We start from the raw sequence: 23949 nt of genomic DNA, 5'->3' as shown, positions 1-23949 counted from the left end.
TTATTTTCAGGCTTCACTCTCAACCGTGACAGCCGGCGTCATATTCTTTGTCCCTGCAAAAATGTATGCCGACGGGTCAACAAGGTCGTAGCGGTCGTGATACGAGAGCGCCGGATGATAATACGTGCGGTAGAATGCATAACGGTCCGAATCCAGCAGCATGCGCATCCAGTCGGTTTCCGTGTAGCGTTCACGGTAGACATGGTAGTGGTCGGCAAGGTCAAGCAGATTGCCATTGCTAAGCTGCGTATCTCCCTGTCCGTAGAACCGCAGGAACATCCAGCGGCCCGCGTCAGGCGCGGAACTCAGCCAGTTCTGCAGGGCATCCTGCGGCCGATTGAGACGCGTATTGACCCAATACGCACTCGTGACGGCTTTATCGTAAACAGGTGCCGTGCCGAAGACATTCGTCGTCATGACGCCATTGCTGAACGTGGCCTTATCCAGGACATACAGCTTGTCGATCAGGAATTTGCCTTTGCTGACTTTGACACTGCCATTTCTAAGCCAGAGATGGTTGAAGCGGATGCCGCCTGTGCTCTTGATATCACCAATGCGCAGGTTCTCAATCGGCATATCATCGCGCGCACCGTTTGGCGTAATGGTCAGCACGCCGTCAGAGCCTTCCCTTTGCATGATATCGTCGATACCGAGGTCCGAGCCCGAAACGGCAATTTCCGTACCGGCCGTGACGTGCTTGACATCCATTGTCTTAGACGGATTGCGGACAAACATGGCCACGAGATTGCCATCGATGTTATCGAGGTAGAGACTGCCGTTCTTGAGCTCGACAGCAGCGTCCTTTTTCGCATAGAGGCCGTAGAGATCGACATCGCCCGTGCCTTCATGCTTGATTTTGACATTGCCATTTGTCGCGTTGACAAAACCGCGGTCGCCATTGCTGGCAGTGTGTTCGTCTTTGATGGCGCCTGTACCTGTTACCTGGATGTTCACATCGCCCTGCTCTGCCGTCAGATGGATATCTTCTGTCTTGCCTGTATCGCTGCCTGCAAAGAGGATATTGCCGTCATTCGTATGGAAGTCAACATTGCGGCCTGCTGCAGCATCGCGGCGCAGCGTGATGGAGCCAGTCTTTTCCGCATCGGCCACGAGGTCACGGCCGGCACTTACCGCACCGTCAAAGGTAATGCTGCCTTCTTCGGCCGTCCTGGCAATCAGGTCCTGACCGCTCTGCGCATTGCCCTGGAAGGTGATATTGCCTTTTTCTGCTGTCTTGGCAGTCAAATCCTGACCGCTCTGTACACTGCCCTGGAAGGTGATATCGCCCTGCTGTGTCTCGGCAGTCAGATTGTCAGCTGCCTCAGCCGTGCCAGCAAAGACGATATTGCCGGACCCAGAGACTGCGGCGTGGAGATTTTTCCCTGCCGTCGCCTGACCGCCGACTTTAATGTCGCCATTTTCCGCCTTTAGCAAAGCATCGGCTGCCGCTTTCAGACTGCCCTTGACGCTGACATTGCCTTTTTCATCAAGCTTCCTGCTGTCCGTCGCCGAAAGGACCGTGTCGCCCGTCTTCGACTCAACCGAGCCATCGATGGAGACATTGCCTTCCGTAGCCTGCGCCGTGACGGATGTGCCGCCCGTAACGCTGCCGCCAATGGTGACATCGCCGTTTGCGGCCTGTGCCAGTACCGACGTATTGCCCGTGACCTGGCCCGTAATACCGACATTGCCATCCTGAGCTGTGATTTCCGCAGAAGTGCCGCTCTGGACATCGCCGTCAATATGGACGCTGCCATTTGCGGCCGAAGCTTTTGTCGCTTTGCCGCTGATCAGGCCGCCCTTGATGGTCGCATCACCGTTCGTCGATTGTGCCAGAAGATTGTTGTTCGCTTTCATCTGGCCTTCGACCGTAACATTGCCGTTGTCGGACTGCGCCGTCGCGTCATTTCCGGCATCCATCTGACCTTTGACAAGGACATCACCCTTGCTGCTCTTGGCTATGAGGTCGTGACCTGCCGTCATCGTACCGTCGACTGTAACATCGCCATCATGCGACTGCGCCATCACATCATCGCTGGCCGTCATCGCGCCGGCTACGCTGACCGTGCCCTTTTCCGTCTGGATTTTGGCATTGCCATTCGCCGCCTCGACCTGGCCGTTGACTTTGATACTGCCATCTTTGGCAAGTGCCTCAGCATCGCCGCTTTCGCTGGCTTTAAGGCTGCCTTCGATATCAATATTTCCAGTCTGTCCTGTCTTGACTATCGCTCCTTTCTTCCCTTCTACATCACCGTAAACCGTAACCGGGCCATTCGCCGTCTTAAGGGACGCCGTTGTGCCGGCTGTGACACTGCCTTTCTTATCCTGCGTACCAACCGTGATGGCACCATTGTTATTCTTAATGATCGTTGCAGTGCCACTTTGGACATCGCCAGTAACGACAAGGTCGCCGTCTTGCTGATTTTCCATCGTGATGCTGCTACCGGCCATGGCATTGCCGCTCTGCTGGAGTCCCTTCTGAGCCGTCAGGCTGATGGCACCATTCGTGGATGTCAGGTCGCCGCCGTTATTCAGCGTCGTGCCGGCATTCATGGTGATGTCGCGGACAGCCGTAACTGCCTTGTCATTCGCCATGGCCTGGCCGGAAGTCAGGCTGACATCCTGCGCTGCTTTTACGGTATCCGCATTGTGCAGATCCGTATGAGCATTCATCGTGACGTCGGTGCCCTTAGCTTCGACAGCACCTTCATTCGTGATGCTGTCATTCGTCGAGGTCATGCCTACCGTCGTACCGGCCGTGACACTGCCTTTATTCTGCATTGCTTCGGCCGATGTCAGGTCGACTTTGCCTGTTGTTGCAGCAAGATCGCTGTTGGTCAGGGTCGTACCCGCATTCATAGTGATATCCTGATTAGCTGTCACAGCGCCGCCATTTGTCATGGATGTGCCGGACTGCAGGCTGACATCCTGCGCTGCTTTCACGGTATCCTCATTGTGCAAGTCCGTCTTGGCATTCATCGTGACGCCGCCATTCTTGGCTTCGACACTGCCTGCATTGGTGATGGAGCCCGTGTTGGAAGTCATGTTTACATATGTGCCGGCCTGTACGATGCCCTGATTGACGATGTCATTGACCGCCGTCAATTCCACCTGATTGTCAGAAATCAAACTCTTTTTGTTGAGTATGCCTGCGGTGGAGTTCATAACGATCTTCTCACCGGTCAAGATGTCTTCGTTTTCTACAGCTCCGACTGCATCTTCATGGAGTCTGCCGCTGCCGACTGTCAGTACACCTGTGGTCTTCAGGTCGCCTTCGTCGTTGACGAGGCTGATGCCTTCTGTGGCTGTCAACGGCCCATTGACGGTCATGTTATTACCGGCACCATTTTTGTAATTGCGGACGGCAACGTTTTTCGCCTGCGTATTATTAAGGAAGGAAACCGTCAAATCTTTGCTGCCGCCATTGCCCAGCGTAACATCGCTCTGGTCAGAACCATTCTTCACGCTGACCGTCTGGAAATCGTTGAAGACTTTATTATTATCCAGTTCGGCACCGCTGTTGAGGTCGATGCCACTCTGGGCATCGAGACTGGCTGTCGGCGCTGCGATGTTGTGGGCCGCCGTCTGGCTGATATGGCCGCCGGCCTTGAGGCCCATGGCCTTTGCCGCCTTCAAGCTGCCTTTGACCAAGTCGATGTCCCTGTCGCTGGACAGGTTCACCGTGTCTGCCGTCACCTGGCTGTCGATTGGCGATGCCTCGTCATCCTGGCCGAGACTCAGACTGGTCTCAGAAGTTACCGAAACCGTATGACCAGGAACAGTCTTCAGGCTGCCGAGCAGCAGGAGTCCTTCGGTCTCTCCGGCCTTGTTTTTGCCGGCCAGATAGATGTCGCCATTTTTCGCCTCTGCGTTGACGGCGGCACCATTGCCGAGGATGCGGATGGCGCTGTCTTTTGCACCAATGCCGCCCTCTGCCTTCAGGTCAAGCAGTCTGCCTGCATTGAGGTAGGCCTGCTCAGAAGCACTCGGACTCATGATGATGTCCTTCTTGGAATCGAGCACCATATCTTTGCCGGCATAGAGGCCGGTGAGCTGCAGATTATTGGTGCCCACGCTGCTCATATACATGCTGCCATCCGTCAGAGCAGACAGGCTGCCCGTCAGGTCGACGGCGATTTTCTTGTCCACCGTACCGATGTCGGCACTGCCGCCTTCGAGGATGAGGTCCTTGCCCTTCAGGTTGACACTGCCATCCGTCAGGGAGTTGGTCACGCCGGCTTTGCCAAGGACGCGGATATCGCCCGTGTTGGTCGTTACCTTGCCCAGCTTCAGGACCGTATCCTTGTTCTCGCCGGACGTGCGGCCGGCCACGTAGATATTGCCGTCGGACTGGACATTCAGTTCACCTTTGGCTTCGATGCCGACCGGCACCTTGCCGTAGATGCGGAACACCTTCTCGCCCTTGTCATTTGCGGTATAGCCCACATCCGAAACATTGGCATTGACGACTTTCTTGAGGTCATCGAGACGTGCATCCGTGGTAATATCCTTGACCAGAACATCTTCGGCCGCTTTGTCCGAGCCGACGTTTTTAGCCTGGAGCGTGATGTTGCGGCCGGAGATGTTGGCCTGCTTGAGCTCCGTGTCCGTGCTGCCCTGCTGCTTATTGACGATGGCGTCGCTGATAGCATAGAGCAGTTCATTTTCGCTCCAGCCCGCACCGGCCTTCTGCAGCTCAGCCAGATGATTTTTGGCTGTCTCGCTGCCTGCCAGGTAGTCGTCAGCACTCGTATAATCGCCGTAACGTTCTTTCAAAGCCTGATAGTTGGCATCGTTTTTGGCTGCTTTTTCATTATTTTCATAAGCAGTCTTCAGCTTCAGATACTGTTCCATTTCAGACTGGACGCCGGCCTTGTATTCAGCCACGTCTGCTGCCTGTTTCTGTTTGTACTGGCCATCGCCTTCGATCAGGCCTAGGTCTTTCCAGCCCTGGACGAGGGCTGCCGTATTGCCGCGGTCGATGGTATCGCCGCTGGGCAGGGCATCGATGATGCTGCCCGTCGCAGTCAGTTTCACATCGCCTTCCGTCGATTTGATGGTGCCGACGCGCAGGTCGCTGTCCTCTGCCACATGGATATTGCTCTTGGCCGTGACGTTGACGCTGCTCGAAAGCGGGTTCAGCGCGTCATCAGCGATATCCGGTGTTTTCACCTTCAAAGCTGCCGCATCCGTGCCGATGCTTCCCTGCCGGCTCACGAGGTCAATGCGATTGCCCTCGACTGCCGCAGCCGTGCCGCTCTGGGTCAGATTGCCCAAAACAGTCAGGCTGACGTCGCCATTTGCGTTCTTCGCCTGAACGAGATTGACATGGCCCGCCTTGCCATAGGCACCGTCAACGGTGATGTTCATATTGCCGCTGCCCGTGTTGACCGCGTCGAGCTGTACCGTATCACCAAGGGATTCGACGGCAATATTCGTCAGGCCGTTTTTGGCACTGAGCTTTACATTGTCACCCTTGAGCAGGCCGCCATTCTGGTTGATGGCACCTTCCTGCGAAGTGATGGCGATGGTCGAACCTGTACCGCTCTGGCTGGACTGAATCTTGCCGGCCAGCGTGACACCGGACTTGCTCGTCACATTGATGGCCGAATTGCCATTCTGATTGCCGAGGAAGCCGATATTAATGCCGTGGTCCGCTTTGACGCTGCCCACATACTGCTGGGCCGTGCCCGTATTGGTATCCCATTCGGTGCGTTCCCAATGGAACCAGCCCAAAAAGCCCGTCTTCCAGCGCTTGGTGACGACCGGCTGCGTCCGGTCATTGTTCAGGACCACATTGTCGTAGACAAAGACATACTGTTTGTCCTTATTTGTGAGACTGCTCGTGTCGATATAGACGCCGTTGTCATTGGTAAAGGTATTATGCCCCATATCCTGCGGCGTGATTTCCTGTTCATACTTAGCCAGTTCTGTTTCATTCAGCGTCGTGACAGCTCCCCAGAGGCCGGCTTTATGATCATGTTTATAATGTTTCTTCGTCGTGACCTTCTGGCCGCTGGTCCAGTTGTAGCGCAGATTCTGCTGCGGATTGTATACAGAAGATGCCCCGCTCTTGCTGAGGACCTTCCAGTCACCGGTGGTCTTATCCCATTTTGTCAGGTCCTTGACCACCGTGCTGCCGCGGGTGTATTCCGTGACCTGGTTCTTGGCGGAGTCGGCTATGCTGATCAGGCCGTCGCTCTTGTTGCTGATGAGCTTGCCCACCTGCAGAGCCGTATTCGTGTTGTTGGTCACACTGATGTCATAGGCACCGTCGAGGGCCACGATTTTACCATTGCCCGTGCTGGAGATGCGGCCATTCAGATAAATCTTGCCGCCGTGGGCATCAATATCGGGGATGACGAGTTTTTGCGTCGACGGATTGTAGTAGACATCGGGCTGGTACTTATAGGTACCGTCTGTCTGCAGGACCTTGCCGCCCTTCTGCACAAGATAATAGGTGCCGGTCGTAACGACATTGTCCGACAGATCCCGCCCGCCCAGAAGTCTCCAGGTGTGCTGCAGACGCTGGACTTTCGGCGTTACGCCGCTGTCAATGGTGACTTCGTATTTGCCGTAGCCGCTCTGAATCAGGCCGTTGACGTTGATGTCCGACGCGTTAATGTAGATGTTGTCGCCGGCAATGCGCGAACCGCTGCCGTTGAGTACATCATCGTGCGTCCGGTCTTCCCGATGGACCCGGGATGTATTTTCATAACCATAAGCATTGTTGAATTCATTGACTTCGCTGTTGAAATACTTGTCTTTGTACAACTCTTCCGGGTTGCCGCCGATGTTGACGATGCCCTGGGTAAAGCCCTGGCTGATGCTCTTGCCGGCCGTCAGGTGGATTTCCTTGCCGTTGACTTCCGCCGTGCGGCTGCCTTCGCCCTGCAGGAGAATATTGTAGTTCTTATCTTCTACCGTGACGACGCCGTTTTCCGCTTCAACATTGCCGTTGATTTCGATATCGGCCTTCGGGACGAGCTCGGCATCGACTTTTTTGCCTGTCGGATTATTATCGGCATCGACTTCATCGATTTTCGCCTTGATGGCGGCCGTGCCGTAGTCGCTCTTTATGGTGACCGTGCCGCCGGCACTGGTGGCAGCATCGGTGCTGACCATCAGGTTGACGGCCGCAGCCTTGTCCTGATTGCCACTCTTAATAACAGCAGCAGCGTCCTTGGCCAGCGACTGGCCGTTGTAATGGATTTCACCGCCCGGATTGACGGCCTTGACATCTCCCACTTTCATATAAAGATTCGTATGGTTCTCCACGGTGACTTCCGGACTGCCCTGGGCTTTCAGCGTACCGGCGCCCTTCAGGCTGCCTGCTTCCACCGTGATATTGCCGCCCGAAGCGACGATATCCGGCACACCGTAAGGCCCTGGACAGGCACCAGATAGGTCTTGTTGTCCGGGCCGGTTACCTCGGAAAGAAGGCCGAGGTCGTTGAGTTCATTATAGATGCGCGTCTGCTCATCCTGGTAGCCTTTCAGAGCCGTCAGGTCCTTGCTGTCACTGTACTGGCTGATCAATTTAGCCAGTTCATAGTAGCGTGTCATCAGGGCATTGGCATAATCGATGCGCGCATAACGGATCTTCGACGTGTCGATGCCGCTCGAAGCGTCAATCGTCGGTCTCTGGACGGCATTTTCCTGTCCCTTGACGGCTTTGACAGCAGCCAGTTCATCCTTGTCGAGGATGACCGTCTGGCCCGAGCCGCCGATGACGATTTTCTGTTTGTTCTGGGCGCCGGCCGTCACCTTGCCGTCAATCTGTACATAGTTATCCGTCTTGTCGTTGATGCTGTCGGACTTCTTGCCCACGGACGTGCTCGTGAAGTTTTCATTGGCATCGCTGTGATACCAGGTGTACTTCACGGACTGTTCGCGCAGGTATTTGCCGGCTTCATCGGCATAGGCATTGACGTGACGGACACCGGCGATTTCCGCGTCCTTGCCGACAATGACCTGGTTGGCCTGAGTCAGGGTATCCTTGAATTTCGGGACAGCGACAGAGAGTGCCGTCTTGTTGTAGGCTTCCGATTCGACATTAAGGTCCAGGTTGTCCATGGCGCCGTTCGCGTCTTTGCCTGCGTAGAGATTGACATCACCCAGACTGTAGACTTTGCCCTGGACATCAACTTTGTTCGTCCGCTGCAGGGTGTTCTTGACATCCGACGAAGCACCACCGACGGCACCGCCCTGGGTATCAGCCACACCTTTGGCCGTCACATCCCAGTCGTCCGCAGCCGCGAGGGTGATATCACTGTCCGCCGCATCCGTGCGCAGGGAGGTCTTCCCATCGGTCGTGATGGTATTCCGGCTGGTCAGGTTGTTGTCCACATCCACCCAGGTAGCCGCGCCGGCGCCGGCTGCTTTGATATAGCCGGCCGCATTGATTTTGCCGCCTGCCTCTGCTGCCAGGGTCTGGCTGCCGCTGCTCGTAAGAGAAGCATTGCTGACATCTACGGTAGACGTGCGGCTCACCGTGTTATTGAGCTTGGCGCCCTGCACCGCGACACCGCCGTAGCCGCTGCCTTCAACGGCATACGCCTTATTCTGGCCGAAGTCAGCCTTGCTGTCCGCCTTGGCCGTGAGCGTGCCGCCGCTGGTGACCTGACTGCCCGTCAATACGACATCAGCAGCACCATTGGCCGTGTTGTCCGCCTTGGTGGCACTGGCTCCGACGACGGCTGCCTTCGTGGCGTCAGCATTGAGGTCCATATGATCCGTCTGAGCCGACTGGATGTCCACGTCGCCGGCCACATCCCAGCTGCCTTTGAGGGTGACCTTACTATTGGTATATGTCTTGTTGTCCACAGCACCGGCCAGGTCGCCGCTGACCATACCGCCGCCGCTGCCGTCGGCCGTGGTCACATTGTGCGTCGTGCCGCTGGCATTGACGGACAGGGACCTCAGCTGCGTCTTGTCTCCAGTCAAAGTAATCGTCGAGGTATTGGCGTCTTTTTCCGTACCACTTCCCGTATAGGCCAGATTCGTGCCGCTGGCAAAAAGGCCGCCGACGGTGATGCCGCGGGCATCGGCTGCGGTCTGCGTCGTATTGGCCGAAGTCACGCTAAGAGCCGTGCCCTTATCTTTTTTGAAGGAAACTTTGCCCAGCGTCACATCCGTATCGATGTCCATATTGGCTTTTGCCGCATTGACGACGGCCGTGCCGCGGCCGGCTGCTGCAAAGCCCTTGACCTTGGCTTCGCTGTTGTTTTCTCCATTCTGACTTTCGGCGCTGGCCGCGATTTCGGCCTTGTCCACATCAAAGGTCGTGCCGTCATCTGCCTGGACACTGGCCCCGCCTTTTGCCGAGGCCGTTGCCGCAGACGCACTGGCGCTGCCGAGAAGGGCGACGGAGAGACTGCCCGTTTCCGCCGTGACGGCCGGACGGGTCGTCGCCTGCAGATTTACAGTCTGACCTGCAAAGGTGCTGTTTTTCCTGCTGCCGCTCTGGCTGACGAGAATCTTGCTCGAACCCTCATCGCTTGCCAGGGCGACGACGCCGTTGGCACCGACAAGGCCGAAGGAACCGCCGTACGTTTTGGCCGTCACGACATTGGCCTTATCGGCCTGCAAGTCAGCCGTTCCCTGAGCCGTTTCGAGCGTACTTCCCTTGATGGCAAGATTCGTATCACTCGTATTATCGGCTTTGGAGACAAGGGCTCCGGCCGTCACGAGGCCTGCCGTCGCGCCGTAGACCGACGAAGCCGTCTGAGATGCGTCTGCTGCCTTCATGGTGATATCTTTGCTGTCGGAAGTCAGCGTAGAATCCACAGCTTCGACTTTTGTCGCGCCGCTGGAACTGCTCTGGGCATACGCCGCGCTGACAGCCGCCACGCCGGCGATATTGGCCTGATAAGCATCGATGCTTGTCTTGCCGCTCTGATTAGCCTCTGCAGAAAGAACATTTTCTGCCTGCAGCGTACTGCCGCTGATGCTGACGCCGGCATCTTTCTTCGCGTCCAAAACGGCCACGGTGGCACTGAGGCCGAGAGAGCCCGAGACGCTGGCCGCAGCCGCCGTGATTTTCGCATCGGTCTGACGATTGGCACTGAGAGCAAGCGTATCCTCAGTGGTGATGGCAGAATCCGTCACCGCTGCCTGCGTGCCTTTGGCATCGCTCTTGCCCGAAGATGCACTTACGCCGGAAGCATCTTTGCTCTCGACACCCGTATCCGTATTGTGGAGGGTGTCCTTGACCACCTTGCTGCTGGCCGTGGTGTCATCGGTAGTAGCCGTCTGCTGGGAATCCAGGGCCGTATTGGCCTTTTGCAGCACAGCGGCGGTATCAAAGGAAGCCCCCTTGTCCGCGCTGCTGCCATAGGTATCGGCCAACTTGGTGCCGATGGAGGTCACCATCACGTTGGCATTGAGACCCATGCCGCCTACAGTAGCGCCTACAATATTCTGGTCTACATCCAGTTCTTCTCGGGCCTTGATGTCTGCCGTCCGGGCATTTACGGTGCTGCCCTCCACCTTGGCAAGTGTAGACGTGCCGATGGTGTTGACGCCCACGCCCGTGGCAATGGCGGCGCCGCCCGCACCGATCGTGGCCGCGTTGAACTTCGTATTCACCTTGTTATGGGCATCCACGGTGAAATCCTGCTCGGCACTGACGAGGCTGTCTTTGACCACAGCCGAAGTTTGGCTGTTCAAATTGTTGACAGAAATCGTCGCAGCGGCCGCACCCATGGAACCGGCCACACCAGCCACGACCGTCGTGACAGAGGTGCTGCTGTCGGCTGCCACTTTCACGGAACCAGAACCTATCTGGCCTTCCGCCTTGTCCGCCTTGACATCGCTGTCCATAAGTTCTGCATTCGTGGTAAAGTCATCGTTCACGACACCCACGCCGGCACCGACGGCGCCGGAAACCATAGCCGCCGACAGCGCCGCCGAAGCACTGACGAGGGTGGTCTTATGGTCGTGCTTGGCCGAGATTTCCAGGCCATGGTTCTTGCTGGTGATATTTTTCATCGTGGCCGAGACGGAGCCGTCCAGTTTGGTGGCCGCTGCCGTTGCTGCGACTGCACCTGCCCCGTAAACACCGCCGGCACCGGCTACGCCGTCGGCGTTGGTGACGACCGTAGACTGCTGGTCCGCGGTTACGGAAATGTTCCGGCCGTTGACAGTCGTCGCTCTTTTCGGCTTCGTGCCGCTGAGTTCCGCGGCCGTCTTACGGCTCAAAATCAGGGTATCCGAAGCCGCGCTGACGCCGGCGCCGCCATCGGCGCCGATGCCCACAGCAAGGGAGCCGACATGGCTTTCACTCTTCGTCACATCCTGGGCTTTCACGGCCACGTCATCAGCCGTACTGTTGTCGAGATTTTTGTTGATGTCCGTATCGGTCACAGCCGCCCGGGTCGTGCCGCCGATATTGTTGACCGTCACCGTGCCGGCCGCGCCCACGGCCACATTGTCGGAGCCTGCCAGGCCGGCCGTCAGGGCCACACTCTGCAGGTTATGCGTACCGGCAGCCGTCACGGCCACGCCTTTCTGCTTGTCGCCGACCGTCTCATTTTCCTGGCCTTTGGCCTCCAGCGTGCTGCCCGCTACGGTGCTTTCCGTATTGCCCGTGATGGCATTGTAGCTGACGCCCATGCCGAGTCCGGCATTTCCGGCCGCGCCGCTCACGGTTCCGGCATAGTTGCCGAGAGTTTCTTTGCCGTCTGCCAGCACGCCGATATTGCCGCTGCTCGTAAGAGTGCTGCCCTTCACGGCTGCCTGTACATTGCTGCCAATCTGGTTCACGGCAATGTTGCCGGCCAGGGCTGCCTTACCGGCCACGGCCGCGCCGATACCCACGGAAGTAATGGCCGAATCCCCGGCTGCCTGCACGGTGGTATGTCTGTCTTTGACCGTGCTGCTGCTCATGGAGGCCTTCGTATCCTGATTGATCCGGTTTACGCTGACACCGGCGCCGCCGGCAAAGGTACCACTGCCGGCACCGACAACGGCCAGGCTGCTGATCGTGCTCTGGCTGTCCGCCTTGACCGACAAAGTGGCCCCTTTGTCCGCGTCTTTGTCGACCGTGAAATCCTGCACTTCGGCCGTCACGGCCTTGTTTACAAGAGCCGTAGCCGCTGCGCCCTGGACGGCCACCTTGCCGGCACCGCCGACGCCAAAGGCTGCCGTGGTCAGTTTCGAGCCATCGACGGCCTCGACGGACGTGGTACCGCCGGTCACATGAGTCAGAGTGGTCTTATTCAGTGCGGCACGGGTCTTCTGGCTGGCTTTTGCCGTACTCGTGGACGCGCCGCCCACATCGTTATAGGCCACGGCGCCGCCAAGGGCCACTTTGCCGCTGGCACTGACGTTACCGGCAGCTGCTACCCGCACATCGTCGCTTTCGGCTTTCACCGTCACGGCTTTGGCACTAGAGACCGCAGTCGCTTTTGTCGTATTCGTCCCGTCTTCGGCGCGCACTTCACCAATAGCGGCTTCCGTGTCACTGCCGCCGTGGTTCACGACGACGGTGCCATTTACCGCAGCCTTCTGGCTGGCGGCCACAGCTGCCCCGAGGCCGTAGATTTTGCCCGTGTTCTTGCCTTCGATGTCCACGCTGACACCCGTGGCGGGCGTTTTCGCCGTTACGCTGCCGCCGGCCAGGTAGGCACCGATGTGATTGTCCAGGCCGTTATAGGCCAGGGCTGCGCCGATGCCTGCTGTCTTGCCATAGGCCACGGAGCCGGCGACGTTCACAGCCTGGGCATTGCTGGAAGCATTCACGTTCAGCTTGTCCGTGGTCAGGGCAGAATCCGTCACCTGGGCCTGAATCGCATTATTCTGATCCTGCCAGGTCACGCTGCCCATGCCGCCGAAGTCCTTGGAACCGGCAGCCACACCGGCCGTCACATTTACGGCGAGGCTGTCTGCCTCGGCCTGAGCGGCAATGGTATCCGCCGTCAGGGTCGAACCATCGATTTTGGCCATAAAAGTATTGTCGAGGTTGGCCACGTTCACGGCCGCGCCGGCCGCATTGTCCTTGGAGCCGGCCGCCACAAAGGCGGCGCCCACACTCAGGCTGCCCTTGTTGCCGTCAAAATCCACTGTTTCTCCGGCCGTATCTAGGCCATTGCTGCTGTCGGAGGTCTTATAATAGGAAGAACCGTCTGTATCGATGCCCGCATTCTGGAGCATGGTTTCTTTATCTTTGTAATTTCCGAGCTTATCCTGATACGCTTTGGCCTCGTCCGAACCGCTCGTGGTATCGTGCGCCTTTACGGCGATGGAATCCGCTGTGATATTGGCAGTATTCGAAATATTCGCATTGACCGTATTGTGCAGTCCGTTGTAGAGCATGGCACCAGAAAAGGCGTTGTCCGTACTCTTGTCTCCGCCGCCCACGGCTACGCCGGCAGAGATGGCCGCCGAAATCTGTTTGGTAGCCAGCAGGCCCTGTACCTTGGTATCCCCGATATTGGTATACGTACCGCCGTGAATGCCGGCTTCGAGATTGTTCTTGATGTTCGCTATGGTCAGGCTGCCGCCAGCTGCATTACCGCCGCCGATGGCCACGTCGGCATTGACGCCGCCCGTGACCTGCAGGTCGCTTTCGTAGGCTGTCACATCGACTTTTGCTTTTTCCGTGGCCGCTTTGCCGGTCACCGTGTTGTTTTCCGACAAAGCCTTGACATTCTTGTCAATCAGATTCACCGAAGCCGAAGCCCCGCCGGCAAAGTTGTTGCCGGGCTGGCTGCTCTTCGTGAGGGCCAAGGCCGTGCCGGCTGCCACAGACGTGCCGCCGCTCAGGGCTTCGATGTCAAGATTTTTCACGCCCGTAATGGTGCTGTTCTTTACGGCGGCCTCAATGGTGTTGTCGATAGAATTCATGCCCACGGCGCCGCTGAACGCCACGTTGGTGCTCTCTTTATTGCTCTTGCCCTTGCGCAGGGAAATGGCCGCACCGCCGCTGTAGGCTCCTACATAGGCCGTATCACGGGCACCCACGTTCATAGTTCCGTCGTTATTCAGTTTTACCGTGGCTCCGTCCACCACGGCCTGCGTGGTATCGTCCACGAGATTCAGGGAAAGACTGCCGGCTCCGGCCAGGCTGAAGGAAGGCGCCGTGTCTGACTTCGTGGGCACAGGGGTCTTTGTGCCGCCCTGGCTCTTGCCGCCGGTGTTCACCCAGGTGATGGCGTCTTTTACCTTATTGGAGACGGTTCCCACAGCCGAGGTGACGGTCCCCACAGGGTTCGTCACCTTGCCGAACAGGTTGCCCACGCTGCTCATGCCGCCCGTTTCCGTCTTGCCTTTTTCCGGCTCCGTGCCTGCAGAGGTCACGCCGCCGGCCACACTGACGGCGTTTAAAAGGCCCGTGGTTTCCGCATTGACATCGAGGGAAGCGGCTTCAATCTGGCCCTTGTCGTCGTCATCATCGCCCGGGGAAAGATTTTCCACGGCGGCCCGGTTGGTCACATCAATGTTGTTCACGGCCGCGGCCATGCCGGCTGCAGCCGCACCGCTGCCAGCCGCCAAAGACAGGATGGCATTATTTACATTTGTATTGTTGTAGCCGGTGATGGCAATGCTGCCTTTGTGATTCTTGGCCTCATCTTTTACGGCCTTCAAAAGGGCGTCCTTATCTACCAGCACCTGATTCGAGCTGTCGCTGTTTGTCAGGGCCATCATGCCATTGATGGCAGAGCCGTCCGCCTTGCCCGCAGACAGCATGACGCCCGTATGGAACACGTCGGAGGAGCTGTTAAGGGCCATATCTCCGGCGGTCAGGCTCGCGCCTTTGCCCACCTGGACAAGCGTGTTGTTGTCAAAATCCTGATAGTTGAAACTGCCGCCAAGGCCCACGCCGTCCGACTTGCCCGTGGCCGCATCGTTCTTCCAGAATTTGCTCTTGCCCGTCATGGTCACGTCTTTGATGGCTTCGTCGGCTTTGAGGTTCAGGGTATCGCCGGCCGTCAAAAGGGCATTTTTACCCACCTGTACCTGACTGTCGAAGTTGAAATCCGAAACGGTGACAGAAGCCGCCGTGGCTGCTGCCGTATCTTCGCCGCCCTTGGCCGAGGCCGTGGCTGCGATATTGGCATAGTTGTTGGGGCTCAGATATTCCATGGACGCACTGACCACATCCATCGGGCTGGTCAGCAGGTTCGTGATTTTCGTCTGTACTTCTTCCTTGACCGCGCGCAGCGGATCCTGGGCCTGGATATCCTGGTAGAGAGTCATAGCCTTGTTCTGCAGTTCCATAAACTGGTTGTACAGATTCCAGCTGGTGGCCGCCAGGTTCGTCACTTCGTTGATTGTCCCATCCGCTGTGAGGTTCGTTCCGTCCGGAGCATGCTTCAGATAGTTCGTATAGAAAGTCTTGCTGATCCCCTCGAAGGTCTCTTCCAAGGTCACCAGCTCATCATAGAGTTCTTTGAGTTCAGGAAGCTGGCCCATCTCTTCCCAGTTCTTCATATCTGCAGCTGCCGATTTGACGGCCGCGATGCTTTCATCGAGCCCCTTCTTAATCTCCGTCACCCGGTTGTAGTCCATGCGGGAAGTGGTCGTAAGGGAGAGGTCTTTGCCGGCCTTCAGCTGGGCCTTTTTGTCTTTAGTCCCGTCTTCTACCGTGACGCTGGCCGAATTCTTCATGCCGCCAAACACGGTTCCCACAGCGATGGTCACCGTATCGGAATCGCTGTCTTTATTCTTAAAACTGTTGGTGACGCCATTCGCGGTCAGTAAGGTGTCATAGACCGTATTGCTGGCCGTTGCCGAGAGGGAGCCATTCGTGGCTTCTGTCACAGAATTTTTGCCGAAACTTACCTTGGCCGTGGTCGTTTCGTCGGCCACGGTGATGGCCGCACCGACAGACAGGGTATTGCCAAGGGCATCCGTCAGGGATTTGGAGCTTGTGGAGCCGCTTGACGCAGCCGTGTCCGTACTCTTGGAAGCCTTGCTCAACGCGTCCTTCACCAGAGGATTTTCCTTGACCTTGCCCACGATGCCCTGTACGTCGGCGGCCTTCATGACGCCCTTCATGAGCTGGGCCTTGAATTTGCCCTGTCCCAGGTTGTTGTTGGCGCTGTGGGTATTTTCCGCCGTATGGTTCGTGGCCGCCAAGGTCACATCCTCTTTTCCCTTGACCGTGCCCTGCACGTTGACGGAAGCATCGCCATCATGGACCATGACATCCACGGCCGCCGCGCCTACGGTGGAATCCGGGGCCTGGGCTGCGGCCGATGTATTGAGGCTCTGCTCAGCAGCGGCATCCATCTTCACGCTGCCCTCTGCAGCTTCGGCCGTGCCGTTTACTTTAATCTGGGCATTGTTGTCGCTGTTCGTCACCGCCACGGCGGCCACAACGCTGGAAGAACCGGCTCCGAGCATACCCGCGCTCACAATCGCATTGGCACTGTTGGTCACGGACGAAGTGGCCTTGGCCTGTACCTGCAGGGCTTCTTGCTTTTTGTTATCACTGTCTGTGGTATTTTTCCCCGTGGCCTTCACCTTGCCGTCAATCTGGACGGTGGCCTTGTTATCCACCTGGGCATAGCTCACCCCTGTGGAAGGAATGGCACTTGGTACTTTTTTGATGTATTTCTTGCCGGAAGCCACAACGCCGGCTGTACCGTCGAGATTGGCATCTGCCTCAGCCTTAACAGAAGCGCCTGTCACTTCAGCATCTTTTCCTACCGTGACGCTCGCTTCATTTTTGAGCAGCATCACATTGGCACCCACTGGCGTGGCATAACTGAGGAAAGAGCCTGCCTGATCCGTTACGGAATTGCCGCTGTCCACATAGGTATTGTCGGCAGTGGCCGTCATCGTTGCGGCGCCGTCTGCCGTCACATTTCCCTGTACATCCACTTTGGCCACGGTCTGGGCGAAGCCGCTGGCATTGCTGGAATACGTTTCGTCCCCTTCCTTGAAATAGCCGTTGGTGGCTTTGGCGGTCAGGGCGGCGTCGCCTTTTGCCGTCACAGTGCCATAGTTTTCCACGCTGGCCGTAATGGTCTTGGGGATGTTGATGTCCGTGCTCTTCAAAAGTCCGGTAGTATTCACCAGGTCATTAAATGCCTGGTCCAGGCTGTTGGCCGCGTCGGAGCGGGCAGAGAGGACCACGTCCCCGCTGCCGTTCCGGGTGGCCGTAAGCTTATCCAGTCCGGCCGCTTTCTGCTGTTCCGCAGTCAGTTTCACCACCTGCGAGAAGTCCGTAATGCCCGTATTGATGGCAGCTCCTTTTTCGATGCCGCCGGCAGCCGTATCGTCAATGGTATCTTTAGTCAGATTTTTGCCCACAGCTACCTTGCCGGCATAGAGTTTCACCTCATCTGTGGCATTGATCTTGCCGAGCACGCTGATGGTGCCGCTGGGATTGATGCGGATATTGGCAGACCCGTTCTTGATGGCCTCAAGTTCCGTATTCCCGTAAGCACCTGTTGCAAAATTTCCTTTTAAGATGTTATACGATCTCTGGTCCGCATCCATATAATCCTGAGTCAGGGAAGGAGCCATCACATAGAGCGAGCCCGTATTGATGACGCCGCCCTTGCCCACGACCATGCCCTCGGGGCTCAGGAAGAAAAGATTGCCGCCAATCTGCTTGTTGCGGATGGCGTTCAAGGTGCCGTTGATGTCGATGCGCGTATCGACGAAGTTCAGCAGGTTCGCTGCTTCTGTTGCATCCTTTGCCGTGCGGAAGTACATATTGGCAATCTTATTGGCATCGAGCTGGAATTTCTGGAACTGGTTCACTGCGATGTTCTTGCCATCGCTGTTGTATTTCTGGGCGTAGATGTCATATACATTGTTGTTGGGCGTATAATCATGCCCGCTCGAATCCGTGATTTTGCCGGCCAGGGCCACAGGCGCCGAAAACGGCGTGGCAAAAAAGCCGAGGGCCGTAACGGCTGCGACGACTTTGCGGGTCAGGGGAGTATCATTTCGTTTCGCGCTCGTTTTTATTTTCATTTTCATTTCATTGCGGTCATTCCGGCGCTGGAACTGTCGATTGTAGCTCATAATGGCATCCTCCGTCAAAATTGACTGTTAAACGAAAAATGGACGCGGGCCCTGCTCTGCTCTTCCTCGTTGATGGTGCGAATCAGAGGGAACCCCAGACTGACGTTGAGATAAGCGTGTTCATTCAAACTGCCGCGCAGGCCAAAGCCTGCACCGACAAGGCTGCGGTCGCCGAAGGCACTCGAGCCCCAGACGCGGCCGCCATCGAGGAAGAAGAATGTTTCATAGCGCTTGTCCTTCGAGATGGGCACGCCGTATTCGAGGCTTCCCGAGAAGCCGCCATCCCCGCCGAGCAGGCTTTCCGTATAGCCGCGGACGCTGTAGAGGCCGCCGATGTAGAACATATCGGCCGATGGCAGGTACTGCGTGCTCGAGAGCTGTCCTTCCAAACGGATATTCCATGACTGGCCGTGGTCAAAATGCTTGCGGAAAAGCCCGTTGAAATTGTATTTGCCGAAGTCGCGGTTCCCGCCATTGATATCCTGGTACTTGCCGATGGCATAGCCGTGCTTCTGGTACCAGATGGTTGAGCGGCCGTAGTCGAGCTGGTCGTAGAAGACCTGCAGCGTCTGCACCGTGTCGTCGACCCAGGGATTGCCGAGAAAATCCGTACGCGAATGCTGATAGCCGTAGTCGAGCCCGATTTCCGAACGCACGGTCTCACTCGTGACGACTGGATGCGTCATGAAAAAGTCATAGGCATACGAATGGCCGCGGACTTCAAGCGGCTCCAAAAGGCCATCCGTGATATGCACGCTGTTCGTGCTGTAGTTCAGGCCAATCTTGCTGCCCTGATGGTTCATCGGTGCCGTATAGCCGGCGGCAAACGATTTCGTGCCCTGGGAGAACATCGAACTCAGGAACAGGGTATCGCGGTTCCCAGTCAGGCTGCGGTCCTGCCAGAATACACCGCCGCGGTAAAGGCCGCTCGACTTCGAGCCCGCATTGTCTGCGACCACGCCAAATACCTGCTGCTGCGGCTCGCGCGCCGTGATGATATAATCCGTCGTGCCGGTCTTAGTGCCGGCTTTCAGGGCGATGTGCAGCTGGGCGTCATTTGTGGCGTTGAAGCGCAGGATTTCCTTATTGAGTTCACGGACATTGGCAATCCCGCCTTCCGGCAGGGAAATTCTCTTCCGGATATAATCGGGACGCGTCGTGTCATTTCCCTCGAGCCGGACTTCTCCTGTTTTCCCTTCCAAAAGCTCAATGTGCACGACGCCGTCATGGATGGTCTGTTCGCCGAGAAAGGCCCGGCAGGTGATGTATCCTTTTTTCTGATAGAGGGCATTGATTTCACTGAGGATGGCATAGAGGTCTTTTATGGAAATATTTTGATTAATATACGGATGCTCAATGGACTGAAGCTCTTCATCTGTCAGGATGGCCGATGATGTCATCTCAATTTTTTTGAGCGTAAAGGTGGTGTCCTCCCCCGGCTGCGTCTCCGCATCGTTCTGTCCCGAAAGGACGGCCCCTTCATGCTCCTTGGCCAGTCTTTCCTTCGCCTGCTGATAAGCAAGGTACGAACGCGTGCGGCTGAGCTGCGCACCGGAATCATTGTAGCCCGCCGGACGCACCGAGGGCGGTGCACTGCTCCCCTCGGCAGGTGCCGCAAAAGCCATGGCCGTCATCCATGGCAGGGAACAAAGCGTCAGGGAAACGGCCAGACAAAGGCCGTGTTTTTGCCGAATCAAACGTTTAGATCCTCTCATAACTTTCATGACTCTCATAACGGGGCCCCTTTCTCCGTATTGCGTATATCGTTTTTGCTCTTATTTCTTCATCAAGTTTAATCGTATTCTTCTTCTGCTATAATTAATTATAACATATTACAATCGCAGAAAAATGAAGGCCTGCCGAAAAACGTAATAGAACAAGACCGAACATGTAAAATGCGTCCTTAAATGTATAAAATTTGTCATTAAAATCCCTTTACAAATGTAAAAAAATAAAAAAAACCAGTCCTGAGACTTCAAGGATTTAAATCTCAGAACTGGTTTTCTTCTTTATGCTGCTGTGACAGCAGCCCTATTCGTTTACTCTTCGTCCTCTGCCGGCATAATGTCGTTATACGGCTGAGCCATGATTTTTTTCGCTAATTCCATGCCGTTTTCGGCGGCCAGACGGCCGTAGGTAAAGCGCGGGTCCTCCGTGACCTCGCGTCCGAACCATGCAGGCGGCTCAAAGGCGTTTGCTTCTTCTTCGGAAGAAAACTCCACTTCAACGTAATTGAACCCTTTGAGCGCGGCTTCATGGCGGTGGAACTCTGCGACGTGCCCATCATCAAGCGGCAGATAGTACCGCCGTTTCTCAATGAACAGCGTGTCGGGCTCGAGACGCTCGACAAGGTGCGAAAACTCGCGCGAAGAGATCTTGGTCTCCCATTCCTCGCGCATGAGGCCCTTGCCGCGTTTGACCGTCAAATAAAAAAATTCCTGGTTGTCCGGTTTGCGGACCTGCCGGATGCGGATTTCCGGCAGCAGGGATACATAGCCCTGCAGGATGGAATCGTACTCCTGCGGCAGCACGGGAATGACCGCAATCAAAAACTGGCGTTCTATCTCCATCTGCGGGCCTCCCCTCTGCCTTGCAGCTCTCCGGCAGCTTTGCAGCAAGCGCCATCAACCTGAAAAATAACAAAACCCATACTCTTATCACCTTCGCATGCATATGTCACACATATGTATTATATATTCCCCAAACATGTCTTATATTCTAACACAAAACACCTTATATTTTCCTTAATTTTTCTTAAAAAAAGAAAATGATTCCCTGTTGCTGTCAGAAAATCATTTTCCCTTAAAATATATGCAGTGATTTCTCCGAAGCTAAGCAGGAGACATCTTACTGGCGGTATTCCTCAGCCAGCTTCTTGAACAGCGGCAGCGAACGCCGGATTGTATCCGTCTTGATGCAGTAGGCAGCGCGGAAATAACCGGGGCAGCCAAAGTCCGTGCCCGGTACGAGCAGCAGGTCGTATTTCTTTGCGCGCTCACAGAACGCATAGTCGTCGTCTTCAAGTGCCTTCGGGAAAAGATAGAACGCGCCCTGCGGCTTGACACAGGTGAAGCCGGCCTCAATCAGGCCGTCGTAGAGCATTTTGCCATTTTTCTCGTACGTCGAAATGTCCGACGGCTTGCCTGCACAGCGGGCCACGACGAGCTGCCAGAGGGACGGAGCGTTGACGTGTGTGAGCACGCGCGCAGCACCGGCAATGGCACCGTAGACGACGTCAGAGCCCTCAAGCTCATCCGGCACGACGATGTAGCCAATGCGTTCGCCCGGCAGCGAGAATGATTTGCTGTACGAGTAGCAGACGAGCGTATCGCGGTAATAAAGGGGAATGTACGGCACCGTGTTGCCCTTATAGGCAATCTCGCGGTACGGTTCATCGGAGATGATGTAAATCGGATGGCCGTATTCCTTTTCCTTGCGCGTAAGGATGGAAGCGAGCTCCTTAATCGTCTCTTCGGAGTAAACAGCACCGCTCGGATTGTTCGGTGAGTTGACGATGACGGCCTTCGTGTGCGGCGTCAAAAGCGCCTCGAATTTGTCGAACTGAATCTGGAAATCCTCGACGCGGGCCGGCACGACAACGAGCTTGCCGCCGACGGACTCAACAAAGCAGCGGTATTCAGGGAAGAACGGCGCGAACGTGACAAATTCATCGCCTTCCTCACAGAGGGCCTTGAAGCAGATTGTGATGGCAGCAGCCGCACCGGCCGTCATAAAGAGGTTCTTGCCGGCAAAATGCGTGCCAAAGCGTTCGTTGATGCTCTGCGCGAGCGTCTCGCGGACCTGCGGATTGCCCGGTGCAATCGTATAGCCATGAACGGCCTCGGGCGGCATCGTCTGCAGGATGTCGATGGCCGCGTCCTTGACAAACTCCGGCGTCGGCACGTTCGGATTGCCGAGACTGAAGTCAAAGATATTTTCCTCGCCTACTTCGGCTGCGCGCTTGCGGCCGAATTCAAAAATCGTGCGGATTGTCGACTTTTTTGTGCCGAGTTCATACATTTTTTCAGAAACCATAGGATATTCACCTTTTCCCTGTTATTGTTATCGTAAAATAGGAAAAACATAGTTCTTCCCGACTTGAACATAGTTAACATTTTACCACAAAATGAAGATAAAAAAAAGAGCTGCCCCGCAGGACAGCCCTTTCTCAATATCGTTATGCTTTTATTCCTGAAAGTACCTCATCGAAACCTTTTTCCATTCATGTTTCGTGTAGAGCATGGCGCGGTTCTCGACATGCGTTTCTTTTGCCAGACCTGCAACGATGCTCTCGCATTCCTCGCGGCTGTGGCCGTGCACCATGGTGTAGAGATTATACGGCCAGTCCGGTGCCGTCGTGCGGTCGTAGCAGTGGGATACAGACGGTGACTCCGCCATTTTCTTTGCGACTTCGTCAAGCCTCTTTGGGTCCACTTCCCAGGCGACGAGGACATTTGACGAAAAGCCGACTTCGCGGTGGCGCAGCACGGCGCCCATTTTGCGGATTTTCTTTTCCGCGGACAAAGCCTTGACGCGCTCGAGGAAGAGTTCTTCGCTGATGCCGACCTCTTCGGCCAGTACCTTATACGGCTCTGCGACGAGCGGAAAATCCCCCTGCAGGGCACAGACTATTTTTTTATCGAGTTCATTCATTGCCGTATCTTCTGCCATAAAAGGCTGACACTCCCCTTCTCTTAAATTTGCAGATTCTGCTTTCTGACCGCAGCTGCTGCGTCTCAGGCCAATTTAAACTGTACGTTGATCTTATACTTTTTCTGAGCCTTGAGGTTCAGCATGCTCTCCACGCCTGGCAGAGCCTTGACTTCCTTGAGGATTTCCCGTTCCTTGTCCAGTGCCGGCGTCAGCAGCGTGAACCAGAGATTGTAGCGGCCCTCACGCTCATAATTGTGCGTGGCCCCCGGATAGCGGTTGATGGCCTCGGCGACAGCCTTCATCTTGTCCGGGTCGACGCGCAGGGCCACGAGCGTGCCCTTGTAGCCGAGACGCGCAGAATTGAAGAACGTGCCGATGCGGCGCAGATACCCCTCTTTTTTCAGGACCTGCAGACGTTCGAGCACGTGCTCTTCCGTCGTGCCGAGTTTTTCAGCGAGTGCCGCAAACGGACGGCTGCAGACGGGCAGATTGCCCTGCAGCAGATTCAGCAAAGACTTGTCAAACGATGTCAGCTCCATGATGCTCTCCCCCATGATATAATTGCTCGTTTCTTCCTATAATATAAGTACACAGCTCTAAAAAAAATTGGACTCACGCGAAACGTGAATCCAATTCATCTTTCGTTATCTTTATTATACTAGAATATCCCGTATGACGTCAAGTAAATCTGAACGCCCTTCATTTTTTACGGAAGAATACGGCAGGATGGAGAGCTCCTTGACGCCGAGCGCGCGGCGGATGGCCGCGATATTCTTCTGGCGGGCGTTTTTGCCGAGCTTGTCGGCCTTTGTCGCCACGATGAGCACCGGAATATTGTTCCCGACGAGCCAGTTGAACATCTCGATATCGGAGGCCATGGGCTCATGGCGGATATCGATAAGCTGACAGACAAACTGCAGCTGCGGCGAGGTCAACAGGTATTCGTCGATGAATTTTTTCCAGATTTTGCGGCGTTCCTTGCCCGTCTTGGCATAGCCGTAGCCCGGCAGGTCGACGAGGTAAAAATCCTTGCGGATGGCTTCTTCGTTCGTCTCCTTGTCGAGAATTTTGGCCGTGAGCTCGAAGAAGTTGATGGTCTGCGTCTTGCCCGGCTGGGAAGAAACGCGCGCCAGGCCGCGGATACGCGTCAAAGAGTTAATCAGCGAGGATTTGCCGACATTGGAACGCCCGATGAAGACGACCTCCGGCAGTTCGCGCTCAGGGTACTGGTCTTTTTTGACAGCCGAGGCAATGTACTTGCCCTGCGTGATGATGACACTTTCGACCGCCTTTTTTTCTGGCATTTCCGGCA

8 protein-coding genes are annotated in these 23949 nt (G+C 56.1%); all 8 read right to left on the bottom strand.

Features of this window, described 5'->3' with window-relative positions; translation table 11 throughout:
- Positions 1-6: 6 nt before the first annotated feature.
- The gene (locus ACE419_RS03510) at positions 7-7377 is read right to left on the bottom strand and encodes a beta strand repeat-containing protein (protein ID WP_435721024.1); all 7371 of its coding nucleotides are present in this window, start codon (positions 7375-7377) and stop codon (positions 7-9) included.
- Complete coding sequence (locus ACE419_RS03505; RefSeq protein WP_435721023.1) at positions 7323-17984, bottom strand: leukotoxin LktA family filamentous adhesin; 10662 nt, start codon at positions 17982-17984, stop codon at positions 7323-7325. Before ACE419_RS03505 ends, ACE419_RS03510 begins: the two co-directional genes overlap by 55 nt.
- Positions 17985-17998: 14 nt before the next feature.
- On the bottom strand, positions 17999-19681 hold the full coding sequence (locus ACE419_RS03500; protein WP_435721022.1) for a ShlB/FhaC/HecB family hemolysin secretion/activation protein: 1683 nt from the start codon (positions 19679-19681) through the stop codon (positions 17999-18001).
- Between the two features lie 342 nt (positions 19682-20023).
- Positions 20024-20554 carry a CYTH domain-containing protein gene (locus ACE419_RS03495; RefSeq protein WP_432647961.1) on the bottom strand — a complete coding sequence of 177 codons (531 nt, stop codon included), beginning with the start codon at positions 20552-20554 and terminating at the stop codon, positions 20024-20026.
- Between the two features lie 277 nt (positions 20555-20831).
- Complete coding sequence (locus tag ACE419_RS03490) at positions 20832-22019, bottom strand: pyridoxal phosphate-dependent aminotransferase (protein ID WP_435721021.1); 1188 nt, start codon at positions 22017-22019, stop codon at positions 20832-20834.
- A 150-nt stretch (positions 22020-22169) separates the two neighbouring features.
- Entirely contained in the window at positions 22170-22655 is a 486-nt protein-coding gene (gene ahbB, locus ACE419_RS03485; RefSeq protein WP_435721020.1) for a siroheme decarboxylase subunit beta, read from the bottom strand.
- A 65-nt stretch (positions 22656-22720) separates the two neighbouring features.
- Positions 22721-23176: a siroheme decarboxylase subunit alpha gene (gene ahbA / locus ACE419_RS03480; RefSeq protein WP_435721019.1), complete on the bottom strand. Its 456-nt coding sequence runs from the start codon at positions 23174-23176 to the stop codon at positions 22721-22723.
- Positions 23177-23290: 114 nt separating this feature from the next.
- Positions 23291-23941, bottom strand: a complete 651-nt coding sequence (gene yihA / locus ACE419_RS03475; RefSeq protein WP_435721245.1) for a ribosome biogenesis GTP-binding protein YihA/YsxC — start codon at positions 23939-23941, stop codon at positions 23291-23293.
- Positions 23942-23949: the final 8 nt, after the last annotated feature.

Origin of the sequence: Mitsuokella apri, from assembly GCF_047974105.1 — a bacterium.
Lineage (GTDB): Bacteria > Bacillota > Negativicutes > Selenomonadales > Selenomonadaceae > Mitsuokella.
Note: the sequence above shows the minus strand (reverse complement) of the source record. Positions and strands in the feature narration are given on the sequence as shown.

Bases quoted from the DNA above. Each gene is read 5' to 3' on its own strand.
- ACE419_RS03505 (WP_435721023.1), bottom strand. From the start codon at position 17,984: ATGAGCTACAATCGACAGTTCCAGCGCCGGAATGACCGCAATGAAATG.
- ACE419_RS03495 (WP_432647961.1), bottom strand. From the start codon at position 20,554: ATGGAGATAGAACGCCAGTTTTTGATTGCGGTCATTCCCGTGCTGCCG.
- ACE419_RS03490 (WP_435721021.1), bottom strand. From the start codon at position 22,019: ATGGTTTCTGAAAAAATGTATGAACTCGGCACAAAAAAGTCGACAATC.
- ahbB (WP_435721020.1), bottom strand. From the start codon at position 22,655: ATGGCAGAAGATACGGCAATGAATGAACTCGATAAAAAAATAGTCTGT.
- ahbA (WP_435721019.1), bottom strand. From the start codon at position 23,176: ATGGAGCTGACATCGTTTGACAAGTCTTTGCTGAATCTGCTGCAGGGC.
- yihA (WP_435721245.1), bottom strand. From the start codon at position 23,941: ATGCCAGAAAAAAAGGCGGTCGAAAGTGTCATCATCACGCAGGGCAAG.